This is a genomic window from Herbaspirillum sp. ST 5-3, assembly GCF_004804275.1.
GTDB lineage: Bacteria > Pseudomonadota > Gammaproteobacteria > Burkholderiales > Burkholderiaceae_D > Noviherbaspirillum.
The window spans coordinates 694,874-718,169 of the sequence record NZ_STGI01000001.1 but is presented as its reverse complement, the minus strand read 5'-3'; the positions used below and the strand labels follow the sequence as shown (position 1 = coordinate 718,169).

The following is a 23,296-nucleotide window of genomic DNA, read 5'->3' as shown; positions in this document are numbered from 1 at the left end:
GAGGAATGAAGAGAACGTGTGGAATCGAAGGATGCAGGCATACACACATCTCCCTCGTTCAGGGATGAACAATTGCGATTCGAAAGAATGCAGGGCTTGTTCATGTGTGCTTGCGTGTATGGAGCAATTGAAGCTGAGTATATACACTTTGCTCCTGACGTCAAGCGGGGACGCCGCAGCTGCGGGCATTGATGAACGCATTGAAATAAGGGCGCACATGGAGATTCTGTACAAGCGATCTGCGTGTCATGCACTAACGTCGGCACCGACAAGTTCATGTGTTTCTGAAATGAAAAAGGCATGACTCGTCGGCTGCCTTTGACTTGTGGGTCACCCTTGCGTTGTTCCATATCCTCCGCCGCCCGGCGTTTCAATCACGAACACATCCCCCGCCTGCATCTCGGTCCGTGCCACATGCGCCAACTCCTCCACGCTGCCGTCGCGACGCACGACGATATTCCGCCCCGGTTCACCAGCTTTGCCGCCAGCCATGCCGAACGCACCATGCAAGCGATTGTTCGACAAGATGGACGCGGTCATGTTTTCGAGGAAGCGCACCTTGCGCACGCCGCCATTGCCGCCGTGCCATTTGCCCTTGCCGCCGGAACCATGGCGAATTTCGTAGCTTTCCAGCCGCACCGGGAAGCGCCATTCGAGCACTTCGGGATCGGTCAGCCGCGAGTTGGTCATGTTGGTCTGTACGACGTCGGTGCCATCGAAACCATCTCCGGCGCCGGAGCCGCCGGAGATGGTTTCATAGTACTGGTACTTGTCGTTGCCGAACGTGAAGTTGTTCATCGTGCCTTGCGAGGCCGCCATCACGCCGAGCGCGCCGTAGAGCGCGTTGGTGATGCAGGTCGAGGTTTCGACATTGCCGGACACGACGGATGCGGGGTAGTGCGGATTGAGCATCGAGCCTTCGGGAATGATGACGTGCAAGGGCTTCAGACAGCCGGCGTTCAGGGGAATGTCGTCGTTGACCAGGGTGCGGAACACATAGAGCACGGCTGCCATGCACACTGCGGACGGTGCGTTGAAGTTGTTCGTCAGTTGCGGTGAGGTGCCGGTGAAATCGATCTCGGCGGAGCGCTCGGCCTGGTTCACGCGGATTGCGACGCGGATCACTGCGCCGTTGTCGAGAACGTACTCGTACGCGCCGTCTCTCAGCGCGGTGATCACGCGGCGCACGGCTTCTTCCGCGTTGTCCTGAACATGCTGCATGTAGGCGCGGACGACATCCAGCCCGAAGTGCGCGACCATCTTGCGCAGTTCTTCCACGCCTTTCTGGTTGGCCGCGATCTGCGCGCGGAAGTCGGCCAGGTTCTGTTCCGGATTGCGCGCGGGGTAGCGGGCACCGCGCAGCATGGCCAGCGTTTCCTTGTCGCGCAGGCGGCCGGCGTCGACCAGCTTGAAGTTGTCGATCAACACGCCTTCTTCTTCAACCACGGTGGAATCCGGCGGCATCGATCCCGGCGTGGTGCCGCCGATGTCGGCGTGATGGCCGCGCGAACCGACGTAGAACAGCACCGTCGCATCGTTCTCGTCGAAGACCGGCGTGATGACGGTGACATCCGGCAGGTGCGTGCCGCCGTGGTAGGGATCGTTCAGCATGAAGACGTCGCCCGGCTGCATCTTGCCTGCATTCTCGCGAATGACCGTCTTGATGCTTTCGCCCATGGAGCCGAGATGAACCGGCATGTGCGGCGCGTTGGCGATCAGGTTGCCGTCGGCATCGAAAATCGCGCAGGAAAAATCGAGTCGCTCCTTGATGTTCACCGAATAGGCGGTGTTCTGCAGACGCAGGCCCATCTGCTCGGCGATCGACATGAACAGGTTGTTGAAGACTTCCAGCATCACCGGGTCGGCGGTGGTGCCGATCGCGCGCCGCTCGGGACGCGCTTCCACGCGCGTCAGCACGAGGTGGTAGAGCGGTGTGACCCGCGCCTGCCAGCCGGGCTCGACGACCGTGGTCGCATTCGCTTCCGCGATGATGGCCGGGCCATGGATGATGTCGCCGGGGCGCGTGTCTTCGCGCTTGTAGAGCAGGGCATCGTGCCAGCGGCCGGCGGAATACAGGCGCACCGTCTCGGCGGCGTGCAAGCTGCCTGCGCGTGGCGGCAGCACAGGCGCGCTTTCCTGCGCCTCGGCTGACTTGCCGATGACCTCGACCGACACCGCTTCCACGATCAGCGCCTTGCCGGGCATGAGGAAGGAGAACTGTTTCTTGTAGGCGGTTTCGAATTGCGCGAGCATGCCGTCGGCGCTGTCGAACAGAACGGTCAGCGCGGAGTCGGTGCCTTCATAGCGCAGATGCACGCGTTGTATGGTCTGGATGCGCTCTGCCGCGACGCCTTGCGACAGCAGGTCCGTGCGCGCTTCGTCGGCCAGTTGATCGAGTCGGGTCTGCAGTGCCGGCACGGCATCCTGATTCAGCGCGACTTCCACTGCCGATTCGCGCATCGCGGTTTGATCGGCGAGGCCCATGCCGTAAGCCGACAGCACGCCGCCGAGCGGGTGCGCGAAGACGGTGGTCATGCCGAGCGCATCCGCCACCAGGCAGGCATGCTGGCCGCCGGCGCCGCCGAAGGTGGTGAGCACGTATTCGGTCACGTCATGGCCGCGCTGCACGGAAATCTGCTTGATCGCGTTGGCCATGTTGCCGACCGCGATTTCGATGAAGCCTTCGGCCACTTCCTCGATCGCCGGGATGCGCCCGGTTGCGCGCCCGATGTCCTGCGCCATGTCGCGGAATTTCCATTCGGCGGCTTGCGCATCGAGCGGCTGGTTCGCTTGCGGGCCGAACACCGCCGGGAAATGCGCCGGTTGTATCTTGCCGAGAATGACGTTGCAATCGGTGACGGTCAGCGGACCGCCGCGGCGATAACTGGCCGGGCCGGGATTGGCGCCGGCGCTGTCGGGGCCGACGCGGTAGCGCGATCCGTCGAAATGCAGGATGGAGCCGCCGCCGGCTGCGACGGTGTGAATGCTCATCATCGGCGCACGCATACGCACGCCGGCCACCTGTGTTTCAAACGCACGCTCGAATTCGCCGGCGAAATGCGACACGTCGGTGGAGGTGCCGCCCATGTCGAAACCGATCACCTTGTCGAAGCCGGCCAACTGGCTGGTGCGCACCATGCCGACGATGCCGCCGGCGGGCCCGGAGAGGATCGAGTCCTTGCCGAAGAATCGGTGCGCGTCCGCCAGGCCGCCATTGCTCTGCATGAATTGCAGGTTCACGCCGGGCATGTCCTGCGCAACCTGATCGACATAGCGGCGCAGGATCGGCGACAGGTAGGCATCGACTACGGTGGTGTCGCCGCGCGACACCAGTTTCATCAGCGGACTGACCTTGTGTGATACCGAGATCTGGGTGAAGCCGATGGCGCGTGCGATGTCCTCGACCATCGCCTCGTGCTGCGTATGGCGGTAGCCGTGCATGAACACGATCGCCACCGAGCGTATGCCCTTGTCGTAGGCCTGTTGCAGCGCGATGCGTGCGGCATCCCGGTCGAGCGGCGTGACGACTTCGCCGTGCGCGCCGATGCGCTCATCGATCTCGACCACTTCCTGGTACAGCAGTTCGGGCAGCACGATGTGGCGGTCGAACAGGCGCGGCCGGTTCTGGTAGGCGATGCGCAATGCATCGCGAAAGCCGCGGGTGATCGCGAGCACGGTCGGGTCGCCCTTGCGCTCCAGCAGCGCGTTGGTGGCGACGGTGGTGCCCATTTTGACGGCCTCGACTTGGTCGGCGCCGATCCTGGCATCCGGTGCGAGGCCGAGCACGCGGCGGATGCCCGCCACCGCTGCATCCTTGTACTGCTCCGGATTCTCCGACAGCAGCTTGTGCGTGATCAGCGCGCCGTCCGGCCGTCTGGCAACAATATCGGTAAAGGTGCCGCCGCGGTCGATCCAGAATTGCCAACGTTGCATGTACGCCCCCGAATTGGAATAAAAACTGCCCGGCGAAAGATGTCGCTTGACATTATAGCGACAAGTTTACTAGCATTAATCAACATTTCGTTAACGTTTTGTTGATGAAATGTATGAATTGCGCAGGATTCCGGTTCTAAAACAAGGCTTGGACAAGTCGGCTGCAGGGCGCAATACGGCCGGGCCGATTTGTTGTCATAATGAAAGCCATCGCTTGTCTGTTCGCTGGCGGCCGGAAATAGTTTTGGAGTGCGTGCCGTGCAAATGCATGGCAATAGAAGACCAACTATGGAGAGGACTATCATGCGTTTGAATCGACTGGCAGTTGCACTATCCGCGTTCACCCTGGCACTCGCCGCCCATGCGCAGACCAAGTGGGACATGGCGACCGCTTATCCGGCCAATAACTTCCACACTGAAAACATCCAGCAGTTCGCCAACGAAGTGGACAAGGCCACGGGCGGCAAACTCAAGATCACCGTTCATGCCAACGCTTCGCTGTTCAAGGCGCCGGAAATCAAGCGCGCGGTGCAGGGCGGCCAGGTACAGGCAGGCGAGATCCTGCTGGTCAACTTCGAGAACGAAAACCCGCTGTACGGCCTGGACGGCATTCCCTTCCTTGCGACGTCCTACCAGCAGGCGCAAAAACTCTACAAGGCATCGAAGAAGGCGCAGGACGATTTGCTGGGCAAGCAGGGCATGATGATGCTGTTCGCGGTCGCCTGGCCGCCGCAAGGGATCTACACCAAGAAGCCGATCGAGTCGGCCTCCGATCTGCGCGGCATGAAATGGCGCGCCTACAGCCCGGCCACCAGCCGCATCGCGGAACTGGTCGGCGCGCAGCCGGTGACGGTGCAGGCATCCGAGCTGTCGCAGGCGCTGGCGACCGGCGTGGTCGAGGCATTCATGACTTCCGGCTCGACCGGTTACGACTCCAAGGTCTATGAACAGCTCAACAACTTCTACGACATCCAGGCCTGGCTGCCGAAGAATGCCATCATCGTCAACAAGAAAGCCTTCGACGCACTCGACAAGACCACCCAAGGCGCCGTCCTGAAAGCCGCCGCCGATGCCGAGACGCGCGGATGGACCATGTCCAGCACCAAGAACGACTGGTACCTGACCGAGCTGAAGAAAAAGGGCATGACCGTCCACGCGCCATCGGCGAAGATGCAGGCCGACTTCAAGCAGATCGGCAACACCATGCTGGCCGACTGGCTGAAGAAGGCCGGCCCGGAAGGCAAGGCCGTGATCGACGCCTACAGCAAGTAAAGCTGAACGACGCTCCTTCCGGCATGGCGCCGGGAGGAGTGGTGCATCACGACGGGCGCCAGGAAAGGATCACATGCGCGCATTTCTCGACAAACTCTACGACGCTGCGGGCTATGCCGCGGCGTTTTTCATGATCGGCACCTTGCTGATGGTCGTGGCCGGCATCGCCGACCGCATGTTCGGACTGGGCTGGCGCGGCACCGACATGTACGCTGGCTACAGCATGGCGGCCACCGGCTTTCTGGCGCTCGCGCACACCCTGAAACGCGGCGAACATATCCGCGTCTCGCTGCTGCTGCATGCGGTGTCGGACAAGGCGCGCCACGCGCTGGAAATCTGGTCGCTGCTGGCAGGCTGCGTCCTGTCGGGCGCCTTTGCGTTCTACGCGATACGGCTTGCCTGGCAGTCCTGGGATTTTCATGACATCTCCACCGGCAATGATGCGACGCCGCTGTGGATCCCGCAGATCCCGATGGCAATCGGCGCGGTCGTGCTGTTCATTGCGCTGGTCGATGACCTCGTGATGGAAATCCGCGGCAAGCGCGTCGTCATAGAATCGGCAGAATCGGTGCATAGTGAATAAGGCGGGACGATGGAACTCTTGACCACGATATTGCTGATTGTTGCCCTGTTTGCCATTCTCGGTTCCGGCGTCTGGGTCGGGCTCGCGCTGTCGGGCGTCGCATGGCTCGGCATGGAACTCTTCTCGGCGCGTCCGGCGGGCGATGCGATGGCGGTGACGATCTGGGGCGCGGCTTCCTCATGGACGCTGACGGCGCTGCCGCTGTTCATCTGGATGGGCGAAATCCTGTTCCGCACCAAGCTGTCGGAAGACATGTTCAAGGGACTTGCGCCCTGGCTGGAGCGGGTGCCGGGCCGGCTGCTGCACACCAATGTGATCGGCTGCGCGATCTTCGCCGCGGTGTCGGGCTCCTCCGCCGCGACCTGCGCGACCATCGGCAAGATGACGGTGCCCGAGCTGACTGCGCGTGGCTATCCGGAGGACAAGATCATCGGCACGCTGGCGGGCGCCGGCACGCTCGGCCTGCTGATTCCGCCGTCCATCATCATGATCGTGTACGGCGTGATGGCCAACGTCTCGATCGCCAAGCTGTTCATCGCCGGCGTCATCCCCGGGATTCTGCTCGCCGGCCTGTTCTCCGGCTATATCGCCATCTGGGCCTTGCTGAACCCGAACGCCTTGCCGCGCGCCACCGAAAGCTATACCTTCGCACAGAAGCTGTACGCGTCGCGTCACCTGTTGCCGGTGGTGCTGCTGATCGCGCTGGTGCTGGGTGCGGTCTATTCACCCTGGGTGACGCCGACCGAAGCCGCCGCCGTCGGCGTGATCGGCGCGCTGATTCTCTCTGCCGTGCAAGGCTCGCTCAACCGCCGCACCTTCGCCGACAGCCTGATGGGTGCGACGCGCCTGTACTGCATGATCGTGCTGATCCTGGCGGGCGCGCAATTCCTGACCATCTCGATGGGCTATCTCGGACTGCCGCGCCATCTGGCGGAATGGATAGGCTCGCTCGGACTGTCGAACTTCATGCTGATCATGGCGCTGATGGTGTTCTTCATCATTCTCGGCTGCTTCCTCGACGGCATTTCCATGGTGGTGCTGACCATGGGCGTGATCCTGCCGACGATCGAGAAGGCCGGCATCGACCTGATCTGGTTCGGCATCTTCATCGTGCTGGTGGTCGAGATGGCGCAGATCACGCCGCCGGTCGGCTTCAACCTGTTCGTGTTGCAGGGCATGACAAAGAAACAGGTGCCCTGGATCGCCAGGGCGGCGCTGCCGATGTTTTTCCTGATGGTGGCCGCCGTGACGCTGGTCTACTTTGTCCCGGACCTGGTCACCTGGCTGCCGAAATCCATGATGCGATAAGCGCTCAGGCGGCGACCAGTCGCTGGAAATAATAGGTCGCCGTCCCCAGTTCCGGCGGCGACGCGTAGCTCTGCTTGCAGTCGCGCCGGAAGGCGACCGGGTGCGCGAATCCGGGGCCGTCGTAGACGAAGGTGTGGAATTCGCCGTTTTCTCCGCAGGCATCCACGCTGGCCGGCAGGTCGGCAAGAAACGCGTCGTCGAAATCACGTCCGACGAACTCTTCCCCCAGATGGTTGCCATTCACGCACACCACGACTGCCTTGAAGCCCAGCGACAGGAATTCATCGACCAGCTTGCGGCGAGGCTCGTCCCACAAGGGCAGGACCGGCGCGATCCCGGCCCTGGCGCAGACTTTCTCTTCCCATTCGCGATGCGGCACGAGGTCGATGTCGCCGAACACCGCGTGCGTCATGCCGTCGGCATGTGCGGCATGGAGCGTCGCGATGAATCGTTCTTCGTAGTTCTTCCACGAGGTTTCATAGAAGCGCATCTCGGCGCCGAGCGCCTCGGCTTGCGCCGCGATCAGTGCGGGCGGCACGCCGTGCGAGCGTGAACTCTCGCCGGTTTCGTCGAGCGCGGTGATCAGGCGGCGAATCGCCATGCCGGATTGTCGGGCACGCCACATCGCGAGGCAGGAATCCTTGCCGCCGCTCCAGGAAACGAGGGCTTGCGGCATTGTCATATTGTTCATGGTGAAAAGGTGAGTGGATGGGAGGGGCCTGCTCGGCCAGGTGCCGACGCAATGATGCAGAGCCGCGTCGGCGACGTCAACGCCAACGCCTGCACGTCAGCCCGATTCCACTACCACTTCGGCCGAAATGATGGCATTGATTTAGCGCAATAAAATTACATCACAGTGTGATTGATTTGCGACAAGATATTAAAATAATTAATTGGGTTAATAAAGAAAACTGATAGGATAATTTCCAATAGGCAATAACAGCACAAGCCTGTTTTTCTAGGTATCCCGGACATTTTCTTGACAGAAAAGCACCGGCTAATTATTGGGGAAGACGATGCTTGCAAGACAAGCGGGACGGCTTTGCGTCCGGATTGCGGTGACCACAATCGATACAGGCGCTTGCGCGCATCCGGCATGAAGCGTCCCGCAACATCCTGGCGCCATGCGCTTGCCCCCGTCGCATTGGGAGTCGCCGGCGGCGTGGCCACCATGGCATTCGGCCGCTGGGAGCTGAGCAGCATCCTGACCGCCGTCGCGCTCGGCATCGCGGGCATCGTCATTGGCCTGCGCAGCGTTGCGGTGCGCGACCAGTTCCGCAAGCCCGTCGAAGACTACATTGCCAGCCGTCAGCAGTTCGGCGAATCGCTGGCGCCGGTCTGGTCCGCCCAGATTGCCTCATCAATGACGCAAATGGACGACGCCGTGTCCTCGCTGGCCCAGCGCTTTTCCGGCATTGTCGACAAGCTCGAGCAGGCCGTGCAGGCATCGAGCAGCGCCACCGAATCCGTCGACGACCGCCATTCCGGCCTGGTCGCCGTGTTCTCATCGAGCGAGAAGGAGCTGGGCGCGGTCATCGAATCGCTGAAGTCGGCCACCGCCAGCAAGGCCGCCATGCTGGAAAAAATCCAGGGTCTCGCACACTTCATCGCCGAACTCAAGAACATGGCCGACGAAGTCGCGCAAATCGCCGCCCAGACCAATCTGCTGGCCCTGAATGCCGCCATCGAAGCCGCGCGCGCAGGCGAGCGGGGACGCGGCTTTGCCGTCGTCGCCAAGGAAGTGCGCATGCTGTCCAACCTGTCCGGCGAAACCGGCCGCCGCATCACCGAGAAAGTCGGCCTCATCAGCAACGCCATCATCGCCACCTGCGAGGCTGCCGGGCAGTCGATGCAGCAGGAGGAAAGCTCGATGTCGGCATCGGAAGCGACCATCGGCGCGGTGCTGGCCGATTTCCGCAATGTCACCGATGCGCTGGTGCGTTCCTCCAGCCTGCTCAAGGACGAGAGCATCGGCATCAAATCGGAAGTGAGCGAGGCGCTGGTGCAATTGCAGTTCCAGGACCGCGTCAGCCAGATCATGAGCCATGTGCGGCAAAGCATCGATCGCCTTCCCGAATTCCTCGACGAGCACCGACGGCAGTTTGAACTGGAGGGCATGTTGCAGCCGCTCGATTCCCAAGCGCTGCTGGCCGACCTCGCTGGTTCCTATGCGATGGCCGAAGAACGCGCCGTGCACGGCGGTCAGCAACTCGCGAAAAAACAAGACGACGAAATCACCTTTTTCTAGAGGGAATTATGGCCAAGACAATCATGATCGTGGATGATTCGGCGTCGCTGCGGCAGGTGGTCGGCATCGCGCTCAAGGGCGCCGGCTACGATGTGCTCGAAGGCTGCGACGGTACCGATGCCTTGTCCAAGCTGACGGGGCAGAAGGTGCACCTCATCATCAGCGACGTCAACATGCCGAGGATGGACGGGATCACCTTCCTGACCGCGGTCAAGCAGCACCCGGCGTACAAGTTCACGCCGGTCATCATGCTGACCACCGAGTCCGAAGAATCGAAGAAGCGACAGGGCCAGGCAGCGGGCGCCAAGGCCTGGGTGGTCAAGCCGTTCAAGCCCGAGCTGCTGTTAAGCGCGGTGCAAAAACTGGTACTGCCATAGCGCCGCCACACATCCGCAACTAAACCATTCTCGGAGTACACCATGAACGCTGACAACAAGCGTCAGGACGGCGCTCGTCCGGAACTTTCGCTATCCCTCGAAGGCGAGATGACCATCTACCAGGCGGGCGAGCTGAAGCAGTTGCTGCTGACTTCGCTGGCGCAGTGTCAGACGCTCGAGATCGATCTGTCCGCCATCACCGAAATCGACGCTGCCGGCGTGCAGCTCCTGATCGCCGCCAAGAAAGCCGCGCTGGGAGCGCAGAAGGACATCCGGCTCGCTGCGCACAGCGCGGCCGTGACGGAAGCCTTCGAGCTGCTCGACATGAGCGCTTTCTTCGGCGACCCGATGGTCATCACCGCATAACGACCCATGACATAGCGAGGCATGACATGAATCTTGACGACGCACTGCAGACCTTCATCGCCGAAAGCCGCGAACTGCTGGAGGACATGGAAACCACGCTGCTCGCCTTTGCGGGCGAGGAGGCCGACAGCGAAATGATCCACGCGATCTTTCGCACCGCGCATACCATCAAGGGCTCGGCCGGATTGTTCAGCCTCGACCATATCGTCGCGTTCACGCACGTGCTGGAGAGCGTGCTCGACCGCGTGCGCGACGGCAAACTCGGCATCGACGACACGCTGGTCACCCTGCTGCTGTCCTGCTGCGACCATATCGGCGACCTGATCGATGGCGTGGAAGCCGGGCAGACCGGCGGCGACGAAGCCAGCGTGCAACGCGGTACGCCCCTGGCGGATCAATTGCGCACTTACCTCGACGCGCCAGGGCCGACAGCGGCACGCGCGCTTGCCGTTGTCGAGCAGAGCGAGGAAGCATTCGAGCGCATCGAGGGACTGAACGGCGGCAACAACCAGTGGCACATCTCGCTGCGCTTCGGTCCCGACGTGCTGCGTAACGGCATGGATCCGCTGTCTTTCCTGCGCTACCTCGGCAAGCTCGGACGTATTGTCGCCATCTTCACGCTGACCGACGGCGTTCCTCCTCTCGATCAGCTCGATCCGGAATCCTGCTATCTCGGCTTCGAGATCGCGTTCGAGAGCGAGGCAGACAAGGCGGCGATCGACAACGTATTCGAATTCGTGCGCGACGATTGCCGCATCAGCATTCTGCCACCGCACAGCCGCATTTCGGAATACGTCCGCCTGATCCAGGAACTGCCGGAGGAAACCGCGCGTCTCGGCGAAATCCTCGTGCGCTGCGGCAGCGTCACCGCGCACGAACTCGACGCCGCGCTCAATGCGCAACAGGACGCCGCGCCCGCCGCGCCGCCTATCGGCACCATCCTCGTCGAGCAGCATGCGGTGCAGCGCGACGTGGTAGAGGCCGCGCTGGCCAAGCAGAAGAAGATCAACGATTCCAAGACGCAGGAGAACCGCTCGATCCGCGTGGACGCCGACAAGCTCGACCACCTGATCAACTTGATCGGCGAACTGATCATTGCGGGTGCCTCGGCCAACCTGATCGCGCGGCGCGCGCAGATCGCGGAGCTGCAGGAATGTACATCCACCTTGTCCGGCCTGGTCGAGGAAGTGCGCGACAGCGCGCTGCAACTGCGCATGGTCAAGATCGGCGCTACCTTCAATCGTTTCCAGCGCGTGGTACACGATGTATCGCGCGAACTCGGCAAGGACATCGGCCTGATCGTCAGCGGCGAAGACACCGAGCTCGACAAGACCGTGGTGGAAAAAATCGCCGATCCCCTGATGCACCTGGTGCGCAATGCGATCGATCACGGCATCGAATCCGCCGAAGTACGCACTGCCGCCGGAAAGCCTGCCAATGGCAGCGTCAGGCTCAACGCGTATCACGACTCCGGCAGCATCGTCATCGAAGTCAGCGACGACGGCGGCGGACTCAAGCGCGACAAGATCCTGGCGAAGGCCGTCGAGCGCGGCCTGGTGGAAGCGGGACGCGTGCTCACCGACAGCGAAATCTATGCGCTGATTTTCGAGCCGGGATTCTCCACCGCCGAGCAGGTCACCAACCTTTCCGGGCGCGGCGTCGGCATGGACGTGGTCAAGCGCAACATCGTCGCCCTGCGCGGCAGTGTCGATATCAGCAGCGAGGAAGGCATCGGCACCACGGTGGCCGTGCGCCTGCCGCTGACGCTGGCGATCATCGACGGTTTCATGGTGGGGCTCGGCAAGACGATGTTCGTGGTCCCGCTCGACATGATCGAAGAGTGCGTCGAATTCTCCTGCGAACCGGGCCACGACTACACCAACCTGCGCGGCGAGGTGCTGCCCTTCATTCGATTGCGTGAACTGTTCGATATCGAAGGCGCGGCGGCACGACGCGAAAGCATCGTCGTCATCAAGTATGCGGGCAAGAAGGCCGGCCTCGTGGTCGATGCCTTGCACGGCGAATTCCAGACGGTCATCAAGCCAATGGGAAAGATGTTCAACCAGGTCAAGTGCATCAGCGGGTCCAGCATTCTGGGCAGCGGCGAGGTCGCGCTCATCCTCGATGTGCCGGCCTTGTTGAATGTGATCGATGGCAGGGAGAAGCAGAAACTGGCGGCATGAGAAAGCAGTAACAGCAATCAGCGAAAAAAAAGCACGCACAGCCACCATCGGGATGTGATCGATGAAGTGGCAAACGCGAATAACAAAGGCCTATTACTGAAAGGTGCAGCATGTTAAACAATATGAAAATCGGAACGCGCTTGGGCTTGTGCTTTGGCGCAGTGATCCTGCTGTTGCTTGCAACAGCCTTCATTGGAATTTCCCGCCTCGGCCACCTGGACGAGAGCACGAAAAAAATTGTCGATGACCGCTATCCCAAGGTTGTGGATGGCTACGAGATGATCGGCGAGCTCAACCAGATTGCGCGCTCCATGCGGAACGCCGTCATCTTTTCCGACCATGAAACCATCCGCAAGGAGCTGGCGACGATCGAAACCGCGAAGTCGAATATTGCCAAGCAAATCGACAAGCTGGAAAAGAGCATCACCACGCCAAAGGGCAAAGAGCAGTTGAAGGCCGTGCTCGATGCACGCGGCAAGTACAAGGTGCATCAGGAGGAGTTCATTACCCTCGTCGGCAATGGAAAGAAAGACGAAGCAAAAGGACTGTTGCTGTCGCAGCTGCGTCCCACCCAGCTCGCCTACATCGACGCAGTGGATGCGCTGATCAACTATCAGGGGGAGTTGATGCAGGAAGCCGGGCGCGAGTCGGATGCAACCTTCCATGACGCACGCAATACCATCATCATGATGACGGGGCTTGCCACCGCATTGGCGGTCGTGCTCGCAACCTGGGTCGTGTCGGGCTTGCTGCGACAGCTGGGCGGCGAGCCGGCTTACGCAACGGAAATCGCGCGCGAAGTCGCGGCGGGCAATCTGTCGCTGGAGATCAAGACCAAGGCCAAGGATGAATCCAGCCTCCTGTATGCCATGAAAACCATGGTGACCAAGCTTTCGCATGTGGTTGCCGAAGTCAACAGCGGAGCGCATGCACTGGCCAGTGCTTCGGAGGAAGTCAGCGCAACCGCGCAATCCCTGTCGCAGTCGGCAAGCGAGCAGGCCGCCGGCGTGGAAGAAACCAGCGCCTCGATCGAGCAGATGACCGCGTCGATTTCGCAGAACACCGAGAACGCCAAGGTCACCGACGGCATGGCGACCAAGGCCGCGCAGGAAGCGGCCGAAGGCGGCGAGGCCGTGCGGGAAACCGTCTCTGCCATGAATCAGATCGCGAAGAAGATCGGCATCATCGACGACATCGCCTACCAGACTAACCTGCTGGCACTGAACGCGGCGATCGAAGCCGCGCGTGCCGGCGAACACGGCAAGGGTTTTGCGGTGGTGGCGGCCGAAGTGCGCAAGCTGGCCGAGCGCAGCCAGGTGGCCGCGCAGGAAATCGGCGAAGTCGCGACCAGTAGCGTGGAGCTGGCGGAGAAGGCGGGCAAGCTGCTGGACGAGATGGTGCCGAACATCAAGAAGACCTCCGACCTGGTGCAGGAAATCACGGCGGCGTCGGAGGAACAATCCTCGGGTGTGGGGCAGATCAATGCAGCGGTGGGGCAGTTGAGCCAGACCACGCAGCAGAATGCATCGAGCTCGGAAGAGCTGGCGGCCACGGCGGAGGAAATGAGCAGCCAGGCCGAGCAACTGCAACAGTTGATGGCCTTCTTCAAACTCGACGTCGGTGACCAGGCGAAGGCCGTCCGTCCGATGCGCAAGCCCGTCGAGCAGGCCACATCCAGGCGGGGATTCGCGGGCAAGACTGTTGCGGGCAACCTGGCGCTTGCGACCGATGCGGCCCTGGACGAAGCGAATTTCACCAAGTTCTAGGAGGCGAGGATGAGCGCACTTGTTGAAGCCGGGGCCAAGGCGCCGCAGGCGCAGGCTATCTCGGATTGCGGGCAATACCTGACCTTCATGCTGGGCGGAGAGGCGTTCGCCATCGGCATTCTCGCGGTCAAGGAGATCATCGAATACGGCGGTCTGACCGAGGTGCCGATGATGCCGGAATGCATATGCGGCGTGATCAATCTGCGCGGCGCGGTGGTGCCGGTAATGGACCTGTCCTCTCGCTTCGGCAGGGTGGCGGCGGCGGTCACCAAGCGCACCTGCATTGTGATCGTGGAAGTCGACAACGGCGACGCGCAGCAAGTGGTCGGCGTGGTGGTCGACGCGGTCAATGCGGTACTGGATATCGCCGCTTCCGAGATCGAGCCGCCACCCAGTTTCGGCGCGAAGATCCGTACCGATTTCATCGAAGGAATGGGCAAGGTCAACGGCAAGTTCGTGATCCTGCTCAACATCAATCAGATTGTGTCGCTCGACGAGCTCGATGCCCTGGCGGAAGCCGCGGCGGGGCCGCCGGCCACAGCGCCAGGGCCGGGTCGATAGCAATATCGGTGGCACAACCGATGGCAGGACCGGCGAAAAGACTTCAAGCGAGGAGACGAACATGAACATCATCAAGACCGTAGCGGGCAAACTTTTGATACTGGTGACACTGCCGCTTCTGGCGCTAGTTTTTGCCACAGGCACGATTTCCAGGGATGGATGGCTTCAATACAAGAGTGCCAGCGAAACCGAAAAACTGATGAACCTCGCCACCGCCCTCGGTGAAGTCGTCCACGCGCTGCAGGTCGAGCGCGCCAACAGCGTCGGCTTCGCCCAATCCAAGGGGCAGAAGTTCGGCGATGACATGGCAAGGCGCCGCATGGCCACCGACACCAGCCAGCAGAACCTGAAGAACGTCGCCGGCACCAACGAATTTGCGCGGCAGGCGCTCGACGGCCTGGCCGGACTGGCACGGGCGCGCGAGGAAATTTCCGCCCTGCGCAAACTCGGCGACGAGACCGCCGCCTACTTCACCGACACCATCGGCGTGCTGGTGAAATCGCTGGCCGGCCTGGCCACGCAGGACGCCAACCCGGTGCTCGGGCGCAAGCTCACTTCCTATCTCAGCCTCGTCAAGGGCAAGGAATACGCCGGACAGGAGCGTGCGCTGGGCGCGCGCGTGTTTGTCGCGGATGCCATGAACGCTGCCGATTACCGCGCCTTGCTCGAGCGCGTGCACAAGCAGGACGGAGACTTTGCGACCTTCCGCACCTATGCGAGCGACAAGGACGCGAAAGCCTTTGAAGGCGTCCTGACCCGGGATTATTCGCGCGAGGTGGAAAAAATGCGTGGCGCCGCGCTGGAACGCAATACGAGCGGCAAGTTCGGCGTCCCTGGCGAAGCCTGGGTGCGGCAGACCACCGCGCGCATCGACGGCTTGCATGAAGTGGAACAGGGCCTGTCAGGCGATATTGTCAGCACCGCGCACGACATGGCCGCGAGCGCCTATCGCAACCTGATCATCTACATCACGCTCACCATCGCCTGCGTGGGTGTCACGCTGGTGATGTCCTGGCTGATCATCCGCAACCTGCTGCGCCAGCTCGGCGGCGAGCCGGAATATGCGGCGCAGGTGGCGCGCGATGTCGCCGGCGGCAATCTGCCGGCGGACGTCGTGGTCAAGGCCGGCGACCAGTCCAGCATGCTGTACGCCATGCAGAACATGGTCGCGAAACTGAAGCAGATGATCGAAGGGCAGCGCCGCATCGTGGAGGCAGCGAATCACGGCAATTTCGACGCGCGCATCGACCTGAATGGCTTGCAGGGCTTCCAGAAGGACATGGGCGAAGGGCTGAACCAGCTGGTCGTCACAACCGGCGCCAGCATCGACGACGTGGTGCGGGTCATGGGGGCGGTATCGGAAGGCGACCTGACGAAGAACATCGACAAATCCTACGAGGGCGCGTTCGGCAAGCTGAAGGACTATACCAACAACACTGTCGCAAAGCTGTCGCAGGTGGTGGCGGAAGTCAACAGCGGTGCCGAGGCGATCGCCAGCGCGTCCGAACAGGTCAACGTCACGGCGCAATCGCTGTCACAGGCAGCGAGCGAGCAGGCGGCCAGTGTCGAGGAAACCAGCGCATCCGTCGAACAGATGACCTCCTCGATCGGACAGAACACGGAAAACTCCAAGGTCACCGACGGCATGGCGACCAAGGCCGCGCAGGAAGCGACCGAAGGCGGCGAGGCGGTGAAAGCGACTGTGGCGGCAATGAACCAGATCGCGAAGAAGATCCTGATCATCGACGACATTGCCTACCAGACCAACCTGCTCGCCTTGAATGCAGCGATCGAGGCGGCGCGCGCGGGCGAACACGGCAAGGGTTTCGCCGTAGTCGCAGCGGAAGTGCGCAAGCTGGCCGAGCGCAGCCAGGTAGCCGCGCAGGAAATCGGCGAAGTCGCGACCAGCAGCGTGGAACTGGCGGAGAAGGCTGGCAAGCTGCTCGACGAGATGGTGCCGAACATTCGCAAGACATCGGACCTGGTGCAGGAAATCACCGCCGCGTCGGAGGAACAATCCTCCGGCGTCGGGCAGATCAATTCCGCCATGGCGCAACTGAGCCAGGTGACGCAGCAGAACGCGTCGAGTTCCGAAGAGCTGGCCGCAACCGCGGAGGAAATGAGCGGGCAGGCCGAACAGCTCCAGCAGACCATGAGCTTCTTCAAGCTGGACGGGGTGGCGGGTGTACGAGAAGCGGAGCCGCGCAGGCATGCGGCAAAGGCGCCGGCCAGAACGCCGGCGAGGAGGCTCGACGGCGACAGGGTGAGGCGAAGCGTGGCGCTCGCCACGGATGCCGCGCTCGAGGAGGCGCAGTTCACGCGCTTTTGAGATTTTTGTCAACGACAAACCGGGCATGACCCCGGAGGTGAACCAACCAGATCGGGACTTACTTATACGGAAGCGGGCATCGGGAAGCGCATACGCTCCCGAGCAGAGATAAATACTTGGTTGAAGAGAGAATGGAATGCTGAAACACATGAAAATCGGCACTCGCCTGGGGATGTCGTTCGGACTGGTCTGCCTGGTCCTGATTGCGGTGCTGCTGCTCGGGATTTCCCGCCTGGGCAATCTGAATGCAGGGACAGAGGTCATTGTCAACGACCGCTATCCAAAGGTGGTGTGGGCCTACGAGATGATCGGCGAGGTCAACCAGATTGCGCGGTCGATGCGAAACACGATCATCTTTACCGAGCCGGAAACGATACGGAAAGAACTTGGCACGATCGACACTGCCAAGGCAAGGATCAAGGAGAACATCGCCAGGCTGGACAAGGCGATCGCATCGCCAAAAGGAAAGGAGCTGCTGAAGGGCATCGTCGACGCTCGGGAAAAATTCCTCGTTCACGAGGAGCAGTTCACCAGGTTGATCAATGAAGGGAAAAAGGACGAAGCGAAAGGCCTGCTGCTGACGCAACTGCGGCCCGCGCAGCTTGCCTACATGGAAGCGCTGGAGGCGCTGATCAAGTACCAGGGGCAGCTTATGGAGGATTCCGGCAAGGATGCCTCCGACGAGTTCCACAGTGCGCGCACGCTGATGCTCATCATGGGCGGCCTTGCCGCGATACTGTCGGCACTGACCGCGTTCTGGATCACGCTGAGCATCACGCGCCCGCTCGGTCAGGCGGTGCAGGCCGCCAACCAGCTCAGGGATGGCGACCTCGATATCAAGATCGATGCGGTCAGCAGGGATGAAACCGGTCAGCTCCTGCATGCGATGCAGACCATGGTGGCCAAGCTGGGCCAGGTGATCGACGGCCAGAAGCGCGTGGTCGAAGCGGCCAACCGGGGCAACTTCGATATGCGCGCCGATCTCGCCGGGCTGCAGGGCTTTCAGAAAGAGATGGGCGAAGGATTGAACCAGCTCGTGACGGTCACCGGCGACAGCATTTCGGATGTGGTGCGCGTGATGGGCGCGGTGTCCGACGGCGACCTGTCGCAGAAGATCGACAAGAACTACCACGGCGCGTTCGGCCAGCTCAAGGAATACACGAACAACACGGTCGACAAGCTCACGCAAGTGATCGACGGCCAGCGCCAGGCGATTGAAGCCGCCAATCGCGGCAACTTCGACACGCGCCTCGACACGGCAGGCCTGCGCGGATTCCAGGAAGAGATGGCGGACGGCCTGAACCAGTTGATGACAACCACGGGCGCGAGCATCGACGATGTGGTGCGGGTGATGGGCGCGATGTCGGAAGGCGATCTGAGCACGAGAATCGACAAGTCCTATGAAGGCGCATTCGGCAAACTCAAGGAGTACTCGAACAACATGGTCGACAAGCTCTCGCTGGTGGTGGCAGAGGTCAACAGCGCTGCCGATGCGCTGGCCAGTGCCTCCGAGGAAGTCAGCGCCACTGCGCAATCCCTGTCGCAGGCAGCGAGCGAGCAGTCGGCCGGCGTGGAGGAAACCAGCGCCTCGATCGAACAGATGACGGCCTCGATTTCGCAGAATACCGAGAACGCCAAGGTCACCGACGGCATGGCGACCAAGGCCGCGCAGGAAGCGGCCGAAGGCGGCGAGGCCGTGCGGGAAACCGTCTCAGCCATGAACCAGATCGCGAAGAAGATCGGCATCATCGACGACATCGCGTACCAGACCAATTTGCTGGCATTGAACGCGGCGATCGAAGCCGCGCGTGCCGGCGAACACGGCAAGGGCTTTGCGGTAGTGGCGGCCGAAGTGCGCAAGCTGGCCGAGCGCAGCCAGGTGGCCGCGCAGGAGATCGGTGAAGTGGCGACCAACAGCGTCGGACTTGCCGAGAAAGCCGGCAAGCTGCTGGACGAGATGGTGCCGAACATCAAGAAGACCTCGGACCTGGTGCAGGAGATCACGGCGGCGTCGGAAGAGCAGTCGTCGGGCGTGGGGCAGATCAACGCGGCGGTGGGGCAGTTGAGCCAGACCACGCAGCAGAATGCATCCAGCTCGGAAGAGTTGGCCGCGACGGCGGAGGAGATGAGCGGCCAGGCCGAGCAACTGCAGCAGACCATGTCCTTCTTCAAGCTCAAGCATGCGCAGGCATCGACCGCCGCCGCGCCGCGCAAGCCCGCACCGAAGGCCACGGCGATGAAGCAGAACGGCGTGAAAAAGCTGCCGGACCACGCGTTCGCGGCGGCACACGAGCCGGACGAGACGCATTTCACGAAATTCTAGGAGATGTGAATGAGTTCGCTGGTAGAAGTCAAACCCGGTTCAGGGCAATTGCAGGCAAGCCACGACCATGCGCAGTATCTGACCTTCATGCTGGGCGGCGAAATGTTCGCTATCGGCATTCTGGCGATCAAGGAAATCATCGAGTACGGCGGCCTGACCGAGGTACCGATGATGCCGGAATGCATACGCGGCGTGATCAACCTGCGCGGCGCGGTGGTGCCCGTGATGGACCTGTCCTCGCGCTTCGGCAAGGCGGTCACGGCGGTGACCAAGCGCACCTGCATCGTGATCGTGGAAGTCAGTCACCACGACGCCCAGCAGGTGGTCGGCGTGGTGGTCGATGCGGTGAATGCAGTGCTGGAAATACCGTCCTCCGAGATCGAACCGGCGCCGAGCTTCGGCGCCAGGATCCGCACCGATTTCATTGCGGGCATGGGCAAGGTCAACGGCAGGTTCGTCATCCTGCTCAATGTCGACAACGTGCTGTCGACCGAGGATCTGGGTGCGCTGAGCGGCCTGGCGCTGGAGTCGGCGGGCATTTAGTGGTCTGCTTCGCATTTGATTGAACACAGAAGCGCGGCTTTTCGCGCCATGCGTCGCCTCGCCGGCCGCGTTGAACTGCTCGCGATAGTCCCACTATCGCTGCGGTTTGCGCCTGGCGTGACACGACAATCCATCGCTTCTGTTAGTTCACCCAATTACAAAGCAGACCACTAGCAGTCCGGGCGGGCCGGTCCGCCCGGGAAGAAAATCATGAATGAGTGAGAAGTTGTGGGAAATGTCATCACGATTACGGACCAGGAGTTTCTCCAGTTCCAGCGGTTCATCTACGAGACGGCGGGCATCAGCATGTCGCCCGCCAAGAAGGCGCTGGTCAGCGGGCGCCTTGCCAAGCGCGTTCAGCAGTGCCGCTTGAACAATTACGGCGAGTACTTCCGCTTGTTAACCAGCGGGAATGATGCCGCCGAAGTGCAGACGGCCATCGACCTCCTGACGACCAACGAGACCTACTTTTTCCGGGAGCCGAAGCATTTCGACCAGCTGCGCGAAGCCGCCTGCAAGCTGCGCAGGAGCGGGCAGACGTTTCGCGTGTGGAGCGCGGCGAGTTCGAGCGGCGAAGAGGCATACAGCATCGCCATGGTGCTCGCCGATACGCTGGGCGATGCGCCGTGGGAGGTGGTGGGGTCGGACATCAGTACCCGGGTGCTTGCACGCGCCCGGACCGGCCACTATCCGCTGGAGCGCACCACGCATATTCCGCCCGACTACCTGAAGCGCTACTGCCTGAAGGGCACCGGCACCCAGCAGGGCACTCTGCTGATCGAGCGCAGCCTGCGGCAGCGCGTGCAGTTCCTGCAGGTGAACCTGAACGGCACGCTGCCGCAGATCGGCACGTTTGACGTGATCTTCCTGCGCAATGTGATGATCTACTTCAATGGCGACACCAAGCAGCAGGTGGTCGCGCGCGTGCTGTCGCTGTTGAAGCCGAACGGCTGCTTCTTCATAGGGCATTCGGAAAGCCTGCATGGCGTGACCGACCAGGTGCAGCCGGTCATGCCGTCGGTGTACCGCAAGACGGCTTGATGCCATGTCGGGCAAGAAGACCTTCATCGAAATCTTCCTGCAGCCCGGCGAGTACTTCGTCGGCAACGCGGATTACCGGATCCGGACGCTGCTCGGCTCCTGCGTTTCCATCACGCTCTGGCATTCCCGCCTGCGCATCGGTGCGATGTCGCACTTCATGCTCGCAAGTCGTCCGTCAGGCGCATCGCGCGAACCGGACGGGCGCTACGGCGAGGAAGTCATGTGGCTGATGCTGCGCGAGCTTCATGCCGCCGGCGTCGTGGTCACGGAATGCGAGGGCAAGATATTCGGCGGCGGCGACATGTTCCCGGTCCACACGCGGGCGACCGGAATCCATGTCGGCAAGCGCAATGGCGAAACAGCGCGCGAACTGTTGCGCGCGCACGGCATTCCGCTGGTGTCCGAAAGCCTGTTCGGCGTCGGCCACCGGCAAATGATTTTCGATATCAGCAGCGGGCATGTCTGGTCGCGCCAGGTCAAGCCGGCTGATATTCAATAGCAACAAGAAGGCGCCCATGGAACGCATCAAGGTGTTGGTAGTGGATGATTCAGCGGTCGTGCGCCAGGTGTTGACCGGCTTGCTGGAGAACGTGCCCGGCATCCAGGTCACGCACGCGGTCGCCGATCCCATCCTGGCGATGGAACGCATGAAAATGCAATGGCCGGACGTGATCGTGCTCGATGTGGAAATGCCGCGCATGGACGGCATCACTTTCCTGCGCAAGATCATGAGCGAACGGCCGACGCCGGTCGTCATCTGTTCGACGCTGACCGAGAAGGGGGCGCAAACCACGATGGAGGCGCTGGCCGCCGGCGCGGTCGCGATCATCACCAAGCCCAGGCTGGGCCTCAAGCAATATCTGAAAGACAGTTCCGACGAGCTGATCACGGCGGTCAGGACAGCGGTGCGCGCCAACGTCAGGCGGCTGGTGCCGCAGCAGCACGCCGCACCGCCGGTCACGGCGAAGTACACCGCCGACGTGATTCTTGCGCCCGCCGAAGGGAATGCCATGACGCAGACCACCGAGCGGGTTGTCGCCATCGGCACCTCCACCGGCGGCACGCAGGCGCTGGAAGAAGTGCTGACCGCCTTGCCGCGCGTGTCGCCCGGCATCGTCATCGTGCAGCACATGCCGGAAAAATTCACCGCCGCATTTGCGGAACGCCTCAACAGCATCTGCCAGATCGCGGTCAAGGAGGCGCAGAACAATGACCGCGTCGTCCCGGGCCGCGCCTTGATCGCGCCGGGCGGCAAGCACATGCTGTTGCGGCGCAACGGCGCGCAATACTTCGTCGAAGTGATCGACGGCCCGCTGGTCAATCGTCACCGTCCGTCCGTCGATGTCTTGTTTCGTTCCGTGGCCAAGGCGGCCGGCGCCAACGCGCTCGGCGTCATCATGACCGGCATGGGAGACGACGGCGCGGCCGGCTTGCTGGAGATGCGCAAGGCCGGGGCGCATACCGTCGCGCAGGACGAGGCGAGCTGCGTCGTGTATGGGATGCCGAAAGAAGCGGTGAAGCGCGGCGCGGTCGAGAAAACCGTGGCCTTGAATGCCATTGATAAGGAGATCCTGCAGCAGCTTGCGAAGTTTTCCGGCTGATCTTCCGGTGAATGTGTTGCGCGCTGATCGACAAGTGCGACGGCACACTTGCTCAACGGATGGGCCAAGGCAATAATGATTCCGTGCATGGGCAGGGAGTCAACCGGATGTTGTTGCTGCTGCGTTGGATGCGAAAACTGATCGCCTGGACGGACTTCATCCTGTTCACTGCGCTGCTCTATCTGTTGTCATGCTTGCCATGGCGCGGCAAGCACCCCGTCGCGCGTCTGTTTCACGCCTGGTGCCGCGCGTTCGTGCGCGCGCTCGATATCGATTTGCGCCTGCACCAGAAAAACCGCCTCCGTCTGCCCGCGCGCTTCATCCTGATTGCCAATCATCCCTCCGCGCTGGAAGACATCGGCATTCCCGCCTTGTTCGACGTAGTGTCGCTGGCGAAGGTGCAGGTGCAGGACTGGTTTCTCGTGGGCCGCATCACGAAGGCAGCCGGCACGCTATACGTGGACCGTGACGATCCCGCCTCGCGTCAGCAGGCGATTCAGGCGATGGTGGAGGCGGTGAAGGACGGCCGCAACATCGCGCTTTATCCGGAGGGTGGATGCAAGGGACGCCGTCTGTTTGAAGAATTCAAGTCGGGCGCGTTTGAAGTGTCGCAGCGCACCGGCGTTCCCATCCTGCCGGTGTTCCTGCATTACGAAGCGCAGGACGATTTCGAGTGGCAGCCGCCCTACACGCTGCCCGACAAGATCCTGCACATGATGAAGACGGTGAACAATCGTGCCAATTACTACGTGTATGACCCGCTCGATCCGGCGGATTATGCGGACAAGTATGCGATGAAGGCAGCGGCGTATGCACTGTATGCGCGCTGGAATGCGCAGTATCTGGAATAGCTTTCGTGTGC

The 23,296-nt window shown here is 61.9% G+C and carries 18 protein-coding genes; 16 read left to right on the top strand and 2 right to left on the bottom strand.

The window, feature by feature from the left end:
- Positions 1 to 330: 330 nt before the first annotated feature.
- Positions 331 to 3,933 (bottom strand): hydantoinase B/oxoprolinase family protein, encoded by a 3,603-nt coding sequence (locus tag E6W33_RS03430; protein WP_136414264.1) that lies wholly within the window; start codon positions 3,931 to 3,933, stop codon positions 331 to 333.
- 303 nt (positions 3,934 to 4,236) lie between these two features.
- On the opposite strand from E6W33_RS03430, the gene E6W33_RS03425 reads away from it, so the two are divergent.
- From E6W33_RS03425 to E6W33_RS03415, 3 genes are all read left to right on the top strand, one after another.
- Positions 4,237 to 5,205, top strand: a complete 969-nt coding sequence (locus E6W33_RS03425; RefSeq protein WP_247869491.1) for a TRAP transporter substrate-binding protein — start codon at positions 4,237 to 4,239, stop codon at positions 5,203 to 5,205.
- A 73-nt stretch (positions 5,206 to 5,278) separates the two neighbouring features.
- Positions 5,279 to 5,788, top strand: coding sequence for a TRAP transporter small permease subunit (locus E6W33_RS03420; protein WP_136414260.1), 510 nt, complete (start codon positions 5,279 to 5,281; stop codon positions 5,786 to 5,788).
- Positions 5,789 to 5,797: 9 nt separating this feature from the next.
- On the top strand, positions 5,798 to 7,096 hold the full coding sequence (locus tag E6W33_RS03415) for a TRAP transporter large permease subunit (protein ID WP_136414258.1): 1,299 nt from the start codon (positions 5,798 to 5,800) through the stop codon (positions 7,094 to 7,096).
- Positions 7,097 to 7,100: 4 nt separating this feature from the next.
- Here the strand turns inward: E6W33_RS03415 and E6W33_RS03410 are convergent, their stop codons facing one another.
- A complete protein-coding gene (locus E6W33_RS03410; RefSeq protein ID WP_247869490.1) occupies positions 7,101 to 7,787 on the bottom strand; it encodes a diphthine--ammonia ligase in 687 nt (228 codons plus the stop codon).
- A 405-nt stretch (positions 7,788 to 8,192) separates the two neighbouring features.
- Here E6W33_RS03410 and E6W33_RS03405 point away from each other — a divergent pair, with 405 nt between their 5' ends.
- From E6W33_RS03405 to E6W33_RS03345, 13 genes are all read left to right on the top strand, one after another.
- Entirely contained in the window at positions 8,193 to 9,344 is a 1,152-nt protein-coding gene (locus E6W33_RS03405; protein ID WP_136414256.1) for a methyl-accepting chemotaxis protein, read from the top strand.
- An 8-nt stretch (positions 9,345 to 9,352) separates the two neighbouring features.
- Positions 9,353 to 9,721, top strand: a complete 369-nt coding sequence (locus E6W33_RS03400) for a response regulator (RefSeq protein ID WP_136414254.1) — start codon at positions 9,353 to 9,355, stop codon at positions 9,719 to 9,721.
- 42 nt (positions 9,722 to 9,763) lie between these two features.
- Entirely contained in the window at positions 9,764 to 10,087 is a 324-nt protein-coding gene (locus E6W33_RS03395) for an STAS domain-containing protein (RefSeq protein ID WP_136414252.1), read from the top strand.
- 26 nt (positions 10,088 to 10,113) lie between these two features.
- Complete coding sequence (locus E6W33_RS03390) at positions 10,114 to 12,270, top strand: chemotaxis protein CheA (protein ID WP_136414250.1); 2,157 nt, start codon at positions 10,114 to 10,116, stop codon at positions 12,268 to 12,270.
- A 110-nt stretch (positions 12,271 to 12,380) separates the two neighbouring features.
- Complete coding sequence (locus tag E6W33_RS03385) at positions 12,381 to 14,036, top strand: methyl-accepting chemotaxis protein (protein WP_136414248.1); 1,656 nt, start codon at positions 12,381 to 12,383, stop codon at positions 14,034 to 14,036.
- 9 nt (positions 14,037 to 14,045) lie between these two features.
- A complete protein-coding gene (locus E6W33_RS03380) occupies positions 14,046 to 14,597 on the top strand; it encodes a chemotaxis protein CheW (protein WP_136414246.1) in 552 nt (183 codons plus the stop codon).
- A gap of 61 nt (positions 14,598 to 14,658) precedes the next feature.
- A complete protein-coding gene (locus E6W33_RS27785) occupies positions 14,659 to 16,926 on the top strand; it encodes a nitrate- and nitrite sensing domain-containing protein (RefSeq protein WP_168798498.1) in 2,268 nt (755 codons plus the stop codon).
- 148 nt (positions 16,927 to 17,074) lie between these two features.
- Positions 17,075 to 19,249, top strand: coding sequence for a methyl-accepting chemotaxis protein (locus E6W33_RS03370; protein ID WP_168798497.1), 2,175 nt, complete (start codon positions 17,075 to 17,077; stop codon positions 19,247 to 19,249).
- 9 nt (positions 19,250 to 19,258) lie between these two features.
- Entirely contained in the window at positions 19,259 to 19,792 is a 534-nt protein-coding gene (locus E6W33_RS03365; protein WP_136414240.1) for a chemotaxis protein CheW, read from the top strand.
- 228 nt (positions 19,793 to 20,020) lie between these two features.
- Positions 20,021 to 20,833: a protein-glutamate O-methyltransferase CheR gene (locus tag E6W33_RS03360; RefSeq protein ID WP_247869489.1), complete on the top strand. Its 813-nt coding sequence runs from the start codon at positions 20,021 to 20,023 to the stop codon at positions 20,831 to 20,833.
- A 4-nt stretch (positions 20,834 to 20,837) separates the two neighbouring features.
- The gene (locus E6W33_RS03355; protein ID WP_211097215.1) at positions 20,838 to 21,332 is read left to right on the top strand and encodes a chemotaxis protein CheD; all 495 of its coding nucleotides are present in this window, start codon (positions 20,838 to 20,840) and stop codon (positions 21,330 to 21,332) included.
- A 16-nt stretch (positions 21,333 to 21,348) separates the two neighbouring features.
- Positions 21,349 to 22,434 carry a chemotaxis response regulator protein-glutamate methylesterase gene (locus tag E6W33_RS03350; protein WP_136414238.1) on the top strand — a complete coding sequence of 362 codons (1,086 nt, stop codon included), beginning with the start codon at positions 21,349 to 21,351 and terminating at the stop codon, positions 22,432 to 22,434.
- A gap of 107 nt (positions 22,435 to 22,541) precedes the next feature.
- Positions 22,542 to 23,285, top strand: a complete 744-nt coding sequence (locus tag E6W33_RS03345; protein WP_211097214.1) for a lysophospholipid acyltransferase family protein — start codon at positions 22,542 to 22,544, stop codon at positions 23,283 to 23,285.
- Positions 23,286 to 23,296 lie beyond the last annotated feature (11 nt).